General features: G+C 72.9%; 13 protein-coding genes and 1 tRNA gene. 9 read left to right on the forward strand and 5 right to left on the reverse strand.

From position 1 onward, the window contains the following. Positions 1 to 5 precede the first annotated feature (5 nt). Positions 6 to 3,320 carry a formate dehydrogenase gene (gene fdh / locus OOZ19_RS08290; protein WP_266089445.1) on the reverse strand — a complete coding sequence of 1,105 codons (3,315 nt, stop codon included), beginning with the start codon at positions 3,318 to 3,320 and terminating at the stop codon, positions 6 to 8. Positions 3,321 to 3,416: 96 nt separating this feature from the next. Continuing rightward, a complete protein-coding gene (locus OOZ19_RS08295; protein ID WP_266089446.1) occupies positions 3,417 to 5,093 on the reverse strand; it encodes an MFS transporter in 1,677 nt (558 codons plus the stop codon). A 121-nt stretch (positions 5,094 to 5,214) separates the two neighbouring features. On the opposite strand from OOZ19_RS08295, the gene OOZ19_RS08300 reads away from it, so the two are divergent. Next, positions 5,215 to 5,874, forward strand: a complete 660-nt coding sequence (locus OOZ19_RS08300) for a TetR family transcriptional regulator (RefSeq protein WP_266089447.1) — start codon at positions 5,215 to 5,217, stop codon at positions 5,872 to 5,874. Here OOZ19_RS08300 and OOZ19_RS08305 read toward each other — a convergent pair. Next, positions 5,858 to 6,268, reverse strand: coding sequence for a DUF2000 domain-containing protein (locus OOZ19_RS08305; protein WP_266089448.1), 411 nt, complete (start codon positions 6,266 to 6,268; stop codon positions 5,858 to 5,860). The two genes, OOZ19_RS08300 and OOZ19_RS08305, sit on opposite strands and share 17 nt — an antisense overlap. 83 nt (positions 6,269 to 6,351) lie before the next feature. On the opposite strand from OOZ19_RS08305, the gene OOZ19_RS08310 reads away from it, so the two are divergent. Then, positions 6,352 to 7,200, forward strand: coding sequence for an AraC family transcriptional regulator (locus OOZ19_RS08310; protein ID WP_266089449.1), 849 nt, complete (start codon positions 6,352 to 6,354; stop codon positions 7,198 to 7,200). An 11-nt stretch (positions 7,201 to 7,211) separates the two neighbouring features. Here the strand turns inward: OOZ19_RS08310 and selD are convergent, their stop codons facing one another. Continuing rightward, positions 7,212 to 8,234, reverse strand: coding sequence for a selenide, water dikinase SelD (gene selD, locus OOZ19_RS08315; RefSeq protein ID WP_266089450.1), 1,023 nt, complete (start codon positions 8,232 to 8,234; stop codon positions 7,212 to 7,214). A gap of 334 nt (positions 8,235 to 8,568) precedes the next feature. Further along, a complete protein-coding gene (locus OOZ19_RS08320) occupies positions 8,569 to 9,759 on the reverse strand; it encodes an acyl-CoA dehydrogenase family protein (protein ID WP_266089451.1) in 1,191 nt (396 codons plus the stop codon). A 110-nt stretch (positions 9,760 to 9,869) separates the two neighbouring features. Here OOZ19_RS08320 and OOZ19_RS08325 point away from each other — a divergent pair, with 110 nt between their 5' ends. From OOZ19_RS08325 to ligD, 7 genes are all read left to right on the forward strand, one after another. Next, a complete protein-coding gene (locus tag OOZ19_RS08325) occupies positions 9,870 to 10,505 on the forward strand; it encodes a TetR/AcrR family transcriptional regulator (RefSeq protein WP_266089452.1) in 636 nt (211 codons plus the stop codon). 63 nt (positions 10,506 to 10,568) lie between these two features. Further along, positions 10,569 to 10,661 (forward strand) — tRNA-Sec (locus tag OOZ19_RS08330). A gap of 71 nt (positions 10,662 to 10,732) precedes the next feature. Beyond that, positions 10,733 to 11,128, forward strand: a complete 396-nt coding sequence (locus tag OOZ19_RS08335) for a DUF5313 family protein (RefSeq protein WP_266089453.1) — start codon at positions 10,733 to 10,735, stop codon at positions 11,126 to 11,128. 59 nt (positions 11,129 to 11,187) lie between these two features. Further along, positions 11,188 to 12,474 carry an L-seryl-tRNA(Sec) selenium transferase gene (gene selA / locus OOZ19_RS08340; RefSeq protein WP_266089454.1) on the forward strand — a complete coding sequence of 429 codons (1,287 nt, stop codon included), beginning with the start codon at positions 11,188 to 11,190 and terminating at the stop codon, positions 12,472 to 12,474. After that, a complete protein-coding gene (gene selB / locus OOZ19_RS08345; RefSeq protein WP_266089455.1) occupies positions 12,474 to 14,240 on the forward strand; it encodes a selenocysteine-specific translation elongation factor in 1,767 nt (588 codons plus the stop codon). Before selA ends, selB begins: the two co-directional genes overlap by 1 nt. 132 nt (positions 14,241 to 14,372) lie before the next feature. Continuing rightward, positions 14,373 to 15,311 carry a non-homologous end joining protein Ku gene (ku, locus tag OOZ19_RS08350; protein ID WP_266089456.1) on the forward strand — a complete coding sequence of 313 codons (939 nt, stop codon included), beginning with the start codon at positions 14,373 to 14,375 and terminating at the stop codon, positions 15,309 to 15,311. 10 nt (positions 15,312 to 15,321) lie between these two features. Next, the gene (gene ligD, locus OOZ19_RS08355) at positions 15,322 to 16,227 is read left to right on the forward strand and encodes a non-homologous end-joining DNA ligase (protein ID WP_266089457.1); all 906 of its coding nucleotides are present in this window, start codon (positions 15,322 to 15,324) and stop codon (positions 16,225 to 16,227) included. Positions 16,228 to 16,277: the final 50 nt, after the last annotated feature.

Below are 16,277 nucleotides of genomic sequence, written 5' to 3' on the forward strand. Positions count from 1 at the left end.
CCTTCTCATCGCCCGCTCTCGCGGGGGTCGTCGGCGTGTTCGGTCCCGGTGCGCTCGGTGATGCCCGCCCGCCTGCGGTACTCGGCGACGTAGGCGGCGAGCGCCGGCCCGCGCGGACGGCGGCCGGGCCGGATGTCGCAGGTGCCCGCCTTCGTCTCCATGATGTGCACGTTGGGGTCCAAGGACACGCCGATCAGCTCGTTCGCGGCGTCCCCGGTGGTGAGCCCGTTCGGCCCCCAGTGCCAGGGCAGCCCGATCTGGTGCAGGGTGCGGTCCCCGAAGCGCAGCGGCCGGATCCGGCGGGTCACCAGCACCCGGCCTTCGATGGCGCTGCGGGCGGTGACGACGGTGGCCCAGCCGAGGTGGTCGAGCCCGCGTTCGGCGGCCAGTTCCGGGGAGACCTCCAGGAACATCGCGGGGGCGAGCTCGGAGAGGTGGTGCAGCCAGCGGCTCATGCCGCCCGCGGTGTGGTGCTCGGTGAGCCGGAACGTGGTGAACACGTACGGGTAGACCTCAGCGCCGGGTTCGGCTCCGCTGGGCTGGTAGCGGTTCTCCGGGCGCTGGTAGGTCTGCCGGGCGGGGTTGCGCTGCTGATGGGCGTGCAGCGGATTGGCCAGCGGCGATTCCTGCGGTTCGTAGTGCGCGGGCAGCGGGCCGTCGACGAGCCCGGCGGGGACGTAGAGCCAGCCCCTGCCGTCGCTCTGCATGATGAACGGGTCGGTGCCCGCGATCCCCGCGGGCCCGGTGGCGTCGTCGGTGGGCCGGTAGTCGGGGCTCTTGCCCTTGTCGAAGTCGGGCACGTCGTGCCCGGTCCACTCCCCCGCGTCGGCGTCCCACCAGACGTAGGCCTTGCGCTCGCTCCACGGCCTGCCCCGCGGGTCGGCGGAGGCGCGGTTGTAGAGGGTGCGCCGGTTCGCGGGCCACGCCCAGCCCCACTCGGGGGCGACCCAGCTCTGCTCGCGGCCGGGTTTGCGGCGGGCGGACTGGTTGATCTCGTCGGCGAACACGCCGCTGTAGATCCAGCAGCCGCACGAGGTGGACCCGTCCGGTCTCAGCGCGGTGTACCCGGACAGCGCGGCCCCGGTCTCGTCGGTGCCGTTGATCTCGCGCAGCACCGCCGCCGCGCTCGGCTCGTCCAGCTCGCCGTGCGTCGGGTAGTCCCAGGTGAGGTCCAGCAGCACGCGGTCGTCGGCGCGCTGCCGCGCGCTGCGCTGCGGCTGCCGTTCGGTGAGCTTGTCCCGGAGCCTGCGGCCGAGGTGGTAGTAGAACCAGAGGTCGCTTCGCTGGTCGTCGCGCGGTTCGACGGCCTTGTGGTGCCACTGCAGCAGCCGCTGGGTGTTGGTGAAGGTGCCGTCCTTCTCGGTGTGCGCGGCGGCGGGCAGGAAGAACACCTCGGTGCCGATGTCCGCCGTGGACAGTTCGCCGCTCTCGATCTCCGGGCCGTCGCGCCAGAACGTCGCGGTCTCGATCATGTTGAGGTCGCGGATCACCAGCCAGTCCAGGTTGGCCAGCCCCAGCCGCTGCTGGCGGGAGTTCGCGGTGCCCACCGCCGGGTTCTCGCCGATGACGAAGTAGCCCTTGACCTTCCCGTCGATCTGGTCCACGACGGTCTGGAAGCTGCCGTGATCACCGGTGAGCCGGGGCAGGTCGCCGAAGCGGAAGTCGTTGTCCGCGGTCGCCGTCTCGCCCCACCAGGCCTTGAGCAGGCTCACCACGTAGGACCGCATGTTCCCCCAGTAGCCGCGCGCGCCCTCGTCCTGCGCGACGAACGCGTCCAGGTCGTGGTCGGTGTGCGCGTGCGGCATCGGGATGTAGCCGGGCAGCAGGTTGAACAACGTGGGGATGTCGGTGGAGCCCTGGATGCTGGCGTGTCCGCGCAGCGCGAGGATCCCGGCGCCGGGGCGTCCGATGTTGCCCAGCAGCAGCTGCAGGATCGAGGCGGCGCGGATGTACTGGACGCCGACGGTGTGATGCGTCCAGCCGACCGCGTAGGCGATGGTGCTGGTGCGCTCGCGGCCGGAGTTGGCGGTCAGCGCCTCTGCGACGCGCAGGAACTCCGCCGCCGGGACGCCGCAGACCTGCTCGACCATGTCCGGGGTGTAGCGGGCGAAGTGCTTGCGCAGCAGCTGGAACACGCACCGCGGGTGCCGCAGCGTCGGGTCGGTCTCCGGTTCGCCGTGGTAGACGGGACCGCCGGAACCCGCGCGCTCCGGTCCGCTCCTGGCCCGTTCCCTGCCGTGCGGGGTGGACTTCGGTTCGCCGCGGCCGGGTGAGTTCTCCGGGCCGTGCCCGGAGACCGCGGGCACGGCCTCGGTCCCCTCGTACTGCCAGCTCGCCGGGTCGTAGGCGCCTTCGGTGGCGTCGAACCCGGAGAACACGCCGTCGAGGTCCTCGGTGTCCTCGAACTCCTCGCCGACGATCATCGCGGCGTTCGTGTAGTTCACGACGTAGTCGTGGAAGTAGGCGTCGTTCTCCAGCACGTGGTGGATCAGCCCGCCGAGGAACGCGATGTCACTGCCCGCGCGCAACGGCACGTGCCGGTCGGCGACGGCCGAGGTGCGGGTGAACCGCGGATCCACGTGGATCACCGTGGCGCCACGGCGCTTGGCCTCCATCACCCACTGGAATCCGACCGGGTGCGCCTCGGCCATGTTGGAGCCCTGGATGAGGATGCAGTCGGCGTTGGCCAGGTCCTGCAGGAAGGTCGTGGCCCCTCCGCGCCCGAACGAGGTCCCCAGACCGGGAACCGTGGAGGAGTGTCAAATGCGCGCCTGGTTCTCCACCTGGATCGCGCCCAGGGCGGTGTAGAGCTTCTTCATGAGGTAGTTCTCCTCGTTGTCGAGGGTCGCTCCTCCGAGGCTCGCGATGCCCATGGTGCGCTGCAGCCGCCGACCTTGATCGTCGGCTCGCTCCCAGGTGGCGTCCCGCGTGGCCAGCACGCGGTCGGCGATCATGTCCAGCGCGGTGTCGAGGTCCAGGTCCTCCCAGTCGGTGCCGTGCGGGCGCCGGTAGCGGACCTTGGTCTGCCTACCGGGTGAGGTGACCAGCTCGCGGCTCGCGGAGCCCTTCGGGCACAGCCTGCCGCGGCTGATCGGTGAGTCCGGGTCGCCCTCGATCTGGGTGATCTCGCCGTCGCGCACGAAGACCTGCTGCCCGCAGCCCACCGCGCAGTACGGGCACACCGAGCGCACGACCTCGTCGGCCTGCTCGGTGCGGGCGCGGAGATCCTCGGTGCGGCGGGACCGGGCGGCGGTGCCGCGTCCGAGCGGGTCGGAGCCGGTGAGCTGGCGGACCAGCGGCCAGTTCAGCCACTGCGGCATCGGCGAACTCCTCCCCCGACGACGACGGCGGGTGCCCGTTGGTCTCCCATCGGACACCCGCCGCGTGATCAGCGCAAGCCGGTTCGTGCTCGTCGGTCAGCCGCCGACGTTCTCGGCGGGCCGGTCGTCGTCGCGCTCGGCGGTGGATTCGGCCGGGGTGTCGGCGTGGGCCGTCTTGCGGGGCATCCAGATCCAGGCGACCAGCGCGGCGGCCAGGATCAGCCCGGCACCGGCGAGGTTCGCGAACCGCATGCCGCCCATCCAGGACACCATGACCTCCTGGGCGAGGGCCGCGCCCTGCTGCCCGAGGGAGGCGGCGACCTGCAGGCCACCGGGCAGTGATTCCTTCGCCATCGCCTGGGCCTCGGGCGGGAGGTCGGCGATGGCGGGCCCCAACCGGGTCGAGTAGGCGCTGCCCAGGACGCTGCCGAGCACGGCGACGCCCAGCGAGGCGCCGACCTCGCGGGTCACGTCGTTGGTGGCCGAGCCCATGCCCGCCCGCGCCCGCGGCACGTTGGCCATCAGCTGGTCGGTGGCCGGGGCCATCGCCAGCGACATGCCGCCCGAGGTCAGTGCCAGCGGCAGCAGCAGGTTCAGGTAGCCGGAGTCCACGGTCAGCGTGCTCAGCCCGGCCATGCCGCACGCGGCGAGCACCAGGCCGGTGGCGATGGTGGCGCGCGGCCCGAAGCGGGCGACGATGCCGGCGACCTGCGGGGCGACCAGCACCATCATCACCGACATCGGCAGCATGGCCACCGAGGAGCCCAGCGGCGAGTAGCCGAACACCAGGATCAGCGTCTGGCTCAGCGAGAAGAACACGCCGATCATCGCGAAGAACACCAGCGTCAGCGCCACCGCCGAGGAGGAGAACCCGGCGTTGCGGAACAGGTTCACGTCCAGCATCGGGTCCTTCGCCCGGCGCTCCCACAGCACGAACAGCCCGACCAGCACCAGGCCCGCCGCGACCATGATCAGCGTGCGCGGGGCGGTCCAGCCGACGTGCTGGGCGTCGATGAGGCCGTAGACGACGACCGTGATGCCCGCGGTGGACAGGATCGCGCCGCCGATGTCGATGCCGCCGTGGCCGCCTTCGACGGGAGCGGCGCTGCCCGCGTTCTTCGGCACGTACCGGACGCCCGCGATGACGGCGACCACCACGACCGGGATGTTGATCGCGAACACGGCGTGCCAGGTGGTGAACTCCAGCAGCAGCCCGGCGATCACGGGGCCGAGCGCGGTTCCCGCGCCGGAGACCGCGGCCCACACCCCGACCGCCTTGGTGCGCTCCGAACTGGGGAACACGCTGGTCAGGATGGACAACGTCACCGGCATGATCATCGAGGCGCCGAGGCCGAGCAGGCCGCGGGCGGCGATCAGCTCGGCGCTGGAGGCCACGAACAGCCACACGTACAGCGAGACGGCCCCGAACAGGATCAGGCCTGCCTGCAGCATCACCTTGCGCCCGTAGCGGTCGGCGAGCGTGGAGGTGGTGAACAGCAGTCCCGCGAACACCAGCGCGTAGGCGTTGCTGAACCACTGCTGGTCCGACAGCGACGAGCCGAGGTCCTGGGACAGGAACGGCAGTGCGACGCCGAGGGAGGTGTTCGCCAGCATCGTGGCCGACAGCGCCAGGCACAGCACCAGCAAGGTGGCCCAGCGGCTGCGGTACACCCGCAGGTCGATGCCGTCGGCGATGGCGCGGCGCTCGCCTTCGGTGACCGGGCCGTCAGCGGTGGGATGCGCACCGCCCGACTCGGGGTGGGAACCGGACACGACGTTCTCCTTGATCACAGGCGTACGGCTTGCCGGTCCACGTTATGTCATGACTGCCATTTGTCACTCATGACATCAGTCACCGTTGACGTTCCCCGAACTCCGGGCGAACCTTGGTCGCATGACCGCCGCCCCCGTGTCCCCCGCCGAGCCCGCCGACCGCAGGCGGCGCCGGACCGCGCGCACCCGCGCGGGCATCGAGGAGGCGGCGTTGCGGCTGTTCACCGAACAGGGCTTCGACGCCACCACCGTGGAGCAGATCGCCGAGGCCGCCGACATCGCGCCGCGCACCTTCTTCCGCCACTTCCCCAGCAAGGACGCCGTCCTGTTCGGCGACCCGCTGCGCGAGCAGGAGCGGCTGCGCGAGGTGCTGCTCGCCCGGCCCGCCGGGGAACACCCGATGCGCAAGCTCGCCGCGGCCATGTTCGACACGGCCCACCGCATCCAGGCCGACCGCCAACAGCACCTGATGCGCGCGCAGCTGCTGGATTCGCTGGAGGCCACCGGGGACTACGAGTCGCACCTGATGCACCGGCGCTGGGTGCACGACGTGGCCGCCGCGCTCGCCGAGCACTGCGGCGACGGTTCCTGCCCGGAACCCCGGCTCTACACGTGGGCGATGCTGATGATGACGTGCTTCGGCTCGGCGATGCGGGAATGGCTGGTGTGCACCGACGGCACCTCGCTGCCGGTGATCCTCGCGGGTCTCCTCGACGAGACGACCGCGGGCATGCGGACGGTCGCCGAGGAGACCGGCGCCGCGTTCACGGGTGCAGGCTGAGCCCCTTGCACACCTTGTCGACGGCGTTGCGCCCTTCGTGCAGCGCGACCCCCACCAGGTCCAGGTCCGCCGTGGGCACGGCGCGCACGGCCGCCCGGTTGTCCTCGTCGTTGCCGGTGCGGAACATGTCCGCGGTGTAGACGGCGAGCCGCATGTCCCGGTCCAGCGCCTCGCGGTGCACCTGCGCGAGCTCCTCGGTGGTCGCCGCGTAGACCAGCACCGGCTTGCCCAGCAGCGGCAGGTACCCGACGTCGTCGGCGTCGGCGTAGGGCTCCCCGACGAGTCCGGGGTGCGCGGCGGTGATGCCGCTGATCAGGAACGCGGTCACGTTCAACCGCTGCCAGTCGGCGAGGTCCTTGCGGACGACGACGGCGATCTTGGTCCGTGCTGCCATGAGCGCATCGTGCGGTGGTCGTGCCGCTGGGGTCTTGAACGCTGGTGCGCGAGTCCGCGGCGAGCCCGGGGCAGACTGGTGGGGTGCGAGACGAGCTCGAATGGATCCACTACCGGCGCCGGCCGGACACGTCGCTGGAGGCGATGCACGCGTTCTTCCGCGACCACACCTACGAGCGCCACAGCCACGACGCGTACTCGTTCGGCGTGACCGAGACCGGGGCGCAGACGTTCCGCTGCCGGGGCGCGGCGCGCACCAGCGCGGCGGGCATGGTGATGGCGTTCAACCCGGACGAGACCCACGACGGCCACTCCGCCATCGCGGAGGGCTTCACCTACCGCATCGTCCACATCGGACCGGAGGTCGTCGCGGAGGTGCTGGCCGACGCCGCCGGGGACGCCGCGGGTGCGCTGCCGCTGTTCGCCGAACCGGTGCTGCACGATCCGCTGCTGGCGCGTGCCGTGAGCGACCTCAACCGCACGCTGCTCGACGAGGAGAGCGCGCTCACCCGCGACGAGGCGGTGCGCCGCACCGTGTACGCGATGGTGCGGCGCGGCTCGCTGCACGCGCCGCCGATCGACTGGGAACCCGCGGTGCGCCCCGTTCCGGCCGGGGTGCGGGCGGCGCGGGACTACCTGCACGCGCACGTCGCCGACGACTTCTCCGCGCAGCGCCTCGCCGAGGTCTCCGGGTGCAGCCGGTTCGCGCTCAGCCGCGCGTTCACCGCGGCGCACGGCCTCGCCCCCGGCGCCTACCAGCGGCAACTGCGGCTGCGGGAGGCGCGGCGGCTGTTGGGGCTCGGTGCCGGTGCCGCCGAGGCCGCGGCGCGGTCCGGGTTCGCCGACCAGGCGCATCTGACGCGCTGGTTCCGCCGCTGCTACGGGATCACCCCGGGCGCTTTCCGCGCCGGTCGTCTCAGCGCCCGGCGGTGAGGCGACCGGGTTCAGCGCACCGCGATCAGGTGTTCGCCGCGCGGGACGAGTTCGCCGACGACGGGGGCTCCGGGGATCTCGCCCGCGATCAGCAGGCCGCCGGAGGTCTGCGCGTCGGCCAGCAGCAGCGCCGTGTCCTCGTCGATCCCGTCGAGGTCGCAGTGCGGGCGCACCCAGTCGAGGTTGCGCCGGGTGCCGCCGCTGACGTGGCCGTCGCGCAGCGCCTCCCGCGCCCCGTCCAGGTAGGGCACCGCCGCCGGGTCGAGCACCGCGGAGACGTCGCTGGCCCTGGCCAGCTTCATGAGGTGGCCGAGCAGCCCGAAACCGGTCACGTCGGTGGCGCACCGCGCGCCCGCCTCCCGCGCGGCGGCGGAGGCGGCGGCGTTGAGCTCGGTCATCGCCGCCACCGCCTGCGGGAAGACCTCCCCGGTGGCCTTGTGCCGGGTGTTGAGCACTCCGATGCCCAGCGGTTTCGTCAGCGACAGCGGCGTGCCCGGCCGGCCGGAGTCGTTGCGCAGCAGCGCTTCCGGGTCGCCGATGCCGGTGACCGCCATGCCGTACTTGGGTTCCGGGTCGTCAACGCTGTGCCCACCCGCGACGGGACAGCCCGCGAGCACGCCGACGTCGAGACCACCGCGCAGCACCTCGCGGGCGAGCTCCAGCGGGAGCAGATCGCGCGGCCAGCACAGCAGGTTCACCGCGAGCACCGGCCGGGCACCCATCGCGTACACGTCGGACAGCGCGTTGGCCGCGGCGATGCGGCCCCAGTCGTAGGCGTCGTCGACGACCGGGGTGAAGAAGTCCGCGGTGCTCATCACCGCGTGCCCACCGGGGGTGCCGTCGGGCGCCGAGCCGATGCGGACCGCCGCGGCGTCGTCGCCGTGGTCCAGCCCGACGAGCAACGTCGGATCGGCCACCGCCCGCAGGTCGGCGACCATGCTCTCCAGCTCACCGGGTGGGATCTTGCACGCGCAGCCCCCTCCGTGCGCGTACTGCGTGAGCCGGTACCGGGCGGGCGCGTCGAGTTCCGTCACCTCACCGACCGTAGTGCGCCTGATCGCAGGGAGCATCCACCGCCGCCCCGGTTCGCTCGTCCGGAACGAGGATCAAGGGGCCTCGACGGGCAGCTGCAGGTACGGGGCGTCCTCCGCACCGGTGTGGACGACGTGCTCGCCGCAGTGGCACGGCACGTAGTCGCGGGTTCCGGGCATGATCGCCCCCAGCTCGTCGCGCGTGCTGATGACCAGCCGGAGCTGCTCGCCGGGGGGTGGAACACCAGGCCGATCGGGAACAGGTCGACGTCGAGGTCGACGATCTCGCCGGGGCTCAGCTTCGCGATCCGGTCAGAAGCCGTGCACGGCAACGGTCCTAGCGGCGGATGATCGTGGACAGCGGAGGGAGGTGGCCGGTGAGCTCGTAGCCGCCGACGTAGACGTTCTTCGCATCGGTCGGATCGTGCGAGGCGAAGGTGCGGGCGTTGCGCCAGAAGCGGTCGTACCGGTGGGCGTGGGAGGTGCTGCGCGCGCCGGTGACCTCGTGGATCTCGGTGGCGGCGGCGAGGGAGGCTTCGACGGCGGCGACCTTGGCGCGGAAGCAGTCGGCGGTCACGGCGTCCCCGTCTTCGCCGTCCTCGGAGGTCTCGAGCGAATCCGCCGCGTCGTGCAGCAACGCCCGGGAGGCCGCGAGCCCGCTGGAGAGCGCGCCGACGCGGCGCAGGACCAGCGGGTCCTCGGCCGGGGTGGCGAACCGGGGTAGCGAGCCGCGCTTCATGGTGCGCGCGTGCCGCACGAGGGCGTCCAGCGCGCCGTCGCCGATGCCCTGCATCAACGCCGCGTGCAGCAGCATCACCGCCGCCAGGAAGACCTGCGATGGCGACTCCTCGGCCGGCCGGTGCCACCCGTCGGGCACGAAGACGTCCCGGTAGGTGATCGTCTGGCTGCGGGTGCCGCGCTGGCCCATGTTGTCCCAGTCGTCGTGCGGCTCGACCTGGTCGTGGTTCAGGTCCACCAGGACCTGGTGCGCGGACCGCTCCCCTTCCAGCAGGCAACCGACCAGGGCCGTGCCCCGGCCACCGCTGTTGGAGTTGAAGGTCTTGGTGCCGCTGAGCACCACTCCGCCTTCGACCGGCCGAGCAGTCACGCGGCCCGGTCCCCCCGTTTCCGCCACGGAGGACACGAAGCGCAGGTCGTCGTCGAGCATCCGGCGGGCGAGCTCGGCGCGGGTCGCCTCCGGGAAGGCGCTGCCGGGGCCGAACAGCTCGCGGGCCACCAAGGCGGTGGTGAGCCAGTTCTGCCCGGTGGGCCCGTCGCCCGCGCTGATCTCCCGAACCGCGCGGATGAGCGCGCCCCACCCGCCGCGTTCCGTCCCGTCCCACAACCCACCGCGTTCGGCGGGAACGACCAGGCGAACCGCGCCCGACTCGGCCAGCAGCGCCATGTTGGCGGCGGGGTCCGCGTTGTCGCGGTCGGCGGCGAAACCGCCCTCGGCCAGCTCGCCTCGGCGTTCGCGGATCGCGGCCAGCAAGGCGCGGACCTCCGCGGCGCTCTCCGGTGTCGGCATGTGTGCCCCCTACAAAATGTGAATGCGAATTCTCGTTCTCAATACTAGTGGCGCATCGGCGCCCCTTGTCAAGGACGGTCACCACGAGAGCCGCCGATACGATGCGGGCCATGACCGACGAGCCGGATCGCCAGGCGCACTACCGGGAACCTCGGCAGGCCCGCAGCGCCGCGACCCTGGCCCGCGTGCTGCGGGCGGCAGAGGAACTCGTCACCGCGGTCGGCCTGGACGAGATGACGATCGGCGGCGTCGCCGAACGCGCAGGCACCTCGGTCGGCTCGATCTACCGCCGCTTCGCCGGCAAGGAGCAGCTGGTCGCCGCCCTGACCGAGCGGATGCTGGAACGACGCGAGGCCTACCTCGCCGAGCGGTTGCGCGCGGCCGAACCGTCGCTGTCCGGAGTGCTCGACGCCTACGCGCACGCGCTGCTGCGGTCCTTCACCGACACCAGCAGCGTGTTCCCCGACCTGCTGCGGGCCCGCGAGGTCGACGTGATGGACCGCGGCGCCCGCACCATCGCCGAAGTCCACCGCCTCCTGCTGGATGCGGCGGCCCCCTACTCCGCCGAGATCCGCCGCTCGAACCCGGAGCAGGCGCTGGACACCGCGGCGCGCGTGCTGCTCGGCGCCTGCTTCCACAACTCGGTTCGCCCCGACCGCCCCGCCGACGATGCCGCCCAGAGCCGCTACGCGGACGAACTCAGCGACATGGCGCTCGCTTACCTGCTCACCCCTGACCGGCGCTGAGCGCCGCGCGCTGGCCGGGCGGACGGTTCCGGGCGTAGGTTGGCGGCGCCTGGAGCGGGTGAGGGAGGCGTCAGGGCGCCTGGTGGCCCCCGCGGTCTTCAAAACCGACGTGGCCGAGCACCTCGGTCAGGCGGGTTCGATTCCCGTCCGCCTCCGCCGCTCCCCCGCCGCACCCCGCGACGACAGGTCCGTCGGGAGTCCGCACGACCGGGGCTTACCATGCCGGTGTGGGGATCAAGCGGCCCAATCCGGCATGGTGGCTGTATTACCAGTACGGCGGCACCCTGCCCGAGCCCTACCGCGAGTGGGTGCTGCGGGATGCGACGTGCTCGACCTGGGTGCTGCGCGTCTGCGTGCGCGGGATGCTGCACGTCCTGCCGCTGGTCGCCTTGATGTTCGGAGGCCTGTACTGGGCCGGTGGGTCCTGGCCGATCGCGCTGGGCTCGGTGCTGCTCGGGGTGCTGGTGGTGCTGCGGATCGTGCTGACCAGCTCGGTCGAGAGCGTCGACGCGCGGCTGAGCAGGCACGGCTTCCCGCCCGGTCACGCTTCGGCGGTGCGCAACCGGATGGACGCCGAGGCCGCGGCTCGCTACCGCGCCGTGTGGCGCGGTGAGCAGCGGTGAGCTCCGGCCCGGGATCGCGTCGATAGCGGATCTTCACGGCGGCTCCTAAGCTGCGCCGCATGGACGCGCGGCGCCGGATTCCCGCCACCGACCGGGTGCTCGACGATCCGGTGCTGGCGGGCGCGGTCGAACGACTCGGACGGGACGTGGTGCGCACCGTCGTCCACGACGCCCAGCGCCGGGCCCGGCACGGAGATCTCGCCCCGGAGCGGGTGATCGCCGCCGCGCGGGAGGCGCTGCCCGGATCGGCGGGCGGCCTGCGGCGAGTCGTCAACGCGTGCGGGGTGCTGCTGCACACCAACCTCGGCCGCGCTCCCCTCTCGGACGCGGCGGTGGAGGCGGTGCGCGCGGCGGCGGGCACCACCGACGTGGAGCTCGACCTCGACACCGGCCGCCGCGGTCCGCGCGGACGAGCGGCGTGCGGGGCGCTGACCGAGGCGGTGCCGGCGGCCGAGGACGCGCACGTGGTCAACAACGGCGCCGCCGCGCTCGCCCTGGCGGCCACCGCGCTCGCGGCGGGCCGCGAGATCGTGCTGGCCCGCGGTGAACTGGTGGAGATCGGCGACGGCTTCCGCATCCCCGACCTGCTCACCTCCACCGGGGCGCGGCTGCGGGAGGTCGGCACCACCAACCGGGTCCGGTTCGAGGACTACCGGGACGCGATCGGGCCGGAGACGGGGTTCGTGCTGAAGGTGCACCCGTCGAACTTCCGCATCACCGGGTTCACCTCGCAGGTCCCGGTCGCCGCGCTGCGGGAGCTGCCGGTTCCGGTGATCGCCGACATCGGTTCCGGGCTGCTGCGGGCGCATCCGGTGCTGCCGGACGAACCCGACGCGCAGCGCACCCTCGCCGACGGGGCCGACCTGGTGACGGCCAGCGGGGACAAGCTGCTCGGCGGGCCGCAGGCCGGGCTGCTGCTCGGGTCGGCGGACCTGGTGCAGCGGCTCAAGCGGCATCCGCTGGCGCGGGCGCTGCGGGTCGACAAGCTCACCCTCGCCGCGCTGGAGGCCAGCGTGCGCGGCCCGGCCACGCCCACCGCGCAAGCGTTGGACCGCTCCGAAGCCGACCTGCTCGACCGCGCTCGGCGGCTCGCGGCGAGCCTGCGGGAACGCGGGATCGACGCCGATGCGCGCACGAGCACGGCCACCGTCGGCGGCGGCGGGGCGCCGGGAGTCGAGCTGCCGAGCGCCTCGGTGACGCTGCCGCCCCGGTACGCCGCAGCGCTGCGCACCGGGCGGACTCCGGTGCTGGCCCGGGTCGAGCACGGGCAGTGCCTGCTGGACCTCTACGCCGTGGCGCCCGCCGACGACGCCGTGCTGCTCGACGCCGTCGCGGCGGTGGGCTGATGCACGTGCTCGCCACCGCCGGGCACGTCGACCACGGCAAGTCGACGCTGCTGCGGCTGCTCACCGGGATGGAACCCGACCGCTGGTCGCAGGAGCGCGAACGCGGCATGACGATCGACCTCGGGTTCGCCTGGACCACCATCGGCGAGCAGACGCTGGCGTTCGTCGACGTGCCCGGGCACGAGCGGTTCGTGCCGAACATGCTCGCGGGCATCGGCCCGGTACCGGCGGTGCTGTTCGTGGTGGCCGCCGACGAGGGCTGGCAGCCGCAGTCTGCGGAGCACCTGGACGCGCTGCACGCGCTGGGAGTGCGCCACGGGTTGCTCGTGGTGACCCGCTGCGACCTGGCCGACCCCTCCGACGCGACCGAGCAGGCCCGGCGGCGGCTGCGGGAATCGGCGCTGGGCGAGCTGCCCGCGGTGCACGTGAGCGGGCGCACCGGCGCCGGCCTGGCTCGGCTGCGCTGCGCGTTGTCCGAGCTCGCGGGGCGGCTGCCCGCACCGGATTCCGCGGCGGCGGTGCGGTTGTGGATCGATCGGGCGTTCACGATCCGCGGCGCGGGCACCGTGGTCACCGGGACGCTCGCCGCCGGCTCGCTGCGCACCGGGGACCGCCTGCGGCTGCACCCCGGCGGGCAGGAAGTGGCGGTGCGGGCGCTGCAATCGCTGGGCGAGCCGGTGGACGAGGCGTCGGCCGTGGCGAGGGTGGCGGTGAACCTGCGCGGCGTGCCGCTGGAGCAGGTGCGGCGCGGGCACGCGCTGCTCACCGCTGGCACGTGGCTGAGCAGCGACCTGCTCGACGTGCGGCTGTGCGACCGCGTCGCCGCCGGCCTGCCCCGGCAGCTGGTGCTGCACCTCGGTTCGGCCGCCGTCGCGGTGCGCGTCCGGCCGCTGGGAGAGGACACCGCTCGGCTGTCGCTGCGAGAGCCGCTGCCGGTGCGCATCGGCGACCGGGTGCTGCTGCGCGATCCCGGCGCCCACCACGTCGCCGGGGGCGCCGTGCTGCTCGACGTGCGCCCGCGCCCGCTGCGGCGGCGGGGTGCGGCGCGGGAGCGGGCGCGGGAGCTCGCGGGCATGGACGGCGTTCCCGACGGTGCGGGGGAACTGCGGCGCCGCCGGGTCGTGCGCGGCGCGGAGCTGCGCGCGATGGGCGCGGAGGCCCCGGCGAGTGCGCCGGAAGCGGCCGGGTGGGTGCTCGATCCGGCGCACCGCGACGAGCTGGCCGACCGGCTGGTGCGGCTGCTCGACGATCACCGCGAACGACAGCCGCTGGCCGACGGCCTGCCCGCCGAAGCGGCTCGGCGCGAACTCGCGCTGCCGGATGCGGCGTTGCTGGACGTGCTGCTGCGCGCCGGTCCCGCCCGCGAGATCCGCACCGGAGGTGGGCGGTTGCGGCTCGGCGCCGCGCCCTGGCCGCCGGAGGTGGCCACCGCGCTGGAGCGCCTGCGCGGGATGCTGACCGACGATCCGTTCGCGGCCCCCACCGCCGCCGAGCTCGCCGAACTGGGCTTGGGCGCCGAGCCGCTGGCCGCCGCCGTCCGCGCCGGAGAACTGCTGCGGCTCGCACCGGGTGTCGTACTGCTGCCGGGAGCCGAGCGGCGAGCGCTCGACGTGCTGCGGCGCCTGCCCGAACCGTTCACCCTCTCCGCTGCCCGCCAGGCGCTCGGCACCTCCCGCCGCGTGGCCGTCCCGCTCCTGGAGCTGCTCGCCCGCGAGGGCCGCACCGAACACCTCCCCGACGGCACCCACCGAGTCCGCCCGGACTGAATCGCGGTCTCCCCGCGTCCTGCCGGCGGCGAAGCCGACGAGCACCCTCCGCCCACCCCTGCGATCAGCTCGGCGGCGGCGCATCGTGGGGTGGTGGCGGGCCGGGTTGCCCGGCGGTGAGGGAGGCACGTCATGGCGCGCAAGATCTGGACGGGTTCGATCAACTTCGGCCTGGTCACCATCCCGGTCGGCCTGTACGCGGCCACCGAGGACCACAGCCCCTCGTTCCACCAGTACCAGCGCGGCACCACCGACCGGGTCCGCTACAAGCGGGTCAACGAGCGCACCGGCGACGAGGTCGACTACGGCGAGATCGTGAAGGGCCGCGAGGTCGAGGGCGTGCTCGTCACCGTCGACCAGCAGGAGCTCGACGAGATCGCGCCCGGCCGTTCCCGCACCATCGACATCACCTCGTTCGTGGACCTCGACGAGATCGACCCGGTGTACTTCCAGCGCACCTACTGGCTCGCGCCGAACGCGAAGGAGAACCACCGGCCCTACGACCTGCTTCGCCGCGCCATGGAGCAGACCAACCAGGTGGGCATCGCGAGATTCGTGCTGCGCGGCAAGGAATACCTCACCGCGGTGCGCGCCGACGAGACGGCGCTGGCGCTGAACACCTTGTTCTTCGACGACGAGATCCGCGAACCCGGCGAGATCATCGGTGACGCCGGCGGCGCCGCGCCCTCGGACAAGGAGATCCAGATGGCCGAGACGGTCATCGAGTCGATGACCGGCGAGTGGCGCCCGGAGGAGTACGAGGACACCTACACCGAGCGCGTCGAACGACTCCTGGCCGACAAGGCCCGCGGCGTGAGCCCCGAGGCGGCGGAGGAACCCGCCCAGGCGACCGACGTCATCGACCTCACCGACGCGTTGCGCCGCAGCGTCGAACAGGCCCGCGACAAGCGCGGGGGCAAGGCGAAGGGCGACGACCTCGGCGAGCTGAACAAGGGCGAGCTGGACAAGCGGGCCAAGGAGCTCGGCGTCCGCGGCCGGTCGAAGATGAACCGCTCCGACCTCGAAGCGGCGGTGCGCGACGCCGCTTCCGGTTCCCGAGCGGCCTCGTGAGGCGGCGGACGTGTCCTCGCGGGTGAGCGTCCGCGTCGAGGACCGCGAGCTGACGCTGTCCAACCTGGACAAGGTGCTCTACCCGGCCGCCGGGTTCCGCAAGCGCGACGTGATCGACTACTACCGGCGGGTCGCCCCAGTGCTGCTGCCGCACCTGCGGGGTCGCGCGGTGACCCTGATCCGGTTCCCGGACGGCGTGGATTCGGGTTCGTTCTTCGAGAAGAACGTCTCCCGGCACGCCCCGGACTGGGTGCCGACGGCGCGGCTGGTCAGCGGAGCCGACGGATCCGGTTCGGCGGTCAACCACCACGTGCTCATCCGCGACCTGCCGACCCTGGTGTGGACGGCGAACCTCGCTGCGCTGGAACTGCACGTTCCGCAGTGGACGGTCGGTGAGGACGACTCCCGCAACACCCCGGACCTGCTGGTGTTCGACCTCGATCCCGGCCCGCCCGCGACGATCGTCGAGTGCTGCCGGGCCGCGGAGCTGCTCCACGAGCGGCTGCGCGCCGACGGCCTGCGGGTGTACCCGAAGACCAGCGGCGCCAAGGGGATGCAGCTCTACTGCCCGGTGCGCACCGAGGAATCCGACCGCACCTCCGCCTACGCGAAGGAGCTCGCGCTGCGGCTGGCCGCCGACCACCCCGACGCGCTGCTGGCGAAGATGAGCCGAGCCGCCCGCACCGGCAAGGTCTTCCTGGACTGGAGCCAGAACAACACCGCGAAGACCACGGTCGCGCCGTACTCGCTGCGCGCCCGCGACCAGCCCACCGCGTCCACCCCGATCACCTGGGACGAGGTGCGTTCCTGCCGCGACCCGAGCGACCTGCGGTTCACCGCCGAGGACGTGCTGCGGCGGGTGGAGCGCGACGGCGACCTGCTCGCCGACCTGCACACCGATCCGCACCCGCTGTGATCCGGTACGGCGCGCATTCCCGTCCGCGCCGATCTGTGGGATGCCGCATA

Origin of the sequence: Saccharopolyspora sp. NFXS83 (assembly GCF_026241095.1) — a bacterium.
Classification (GTDB): domain Bacteria; phylum Actinomycetota; class Actinomycetes; order Mycobacteriales; family Pseudonocardiaceae; genus Saccharopolyspora_C.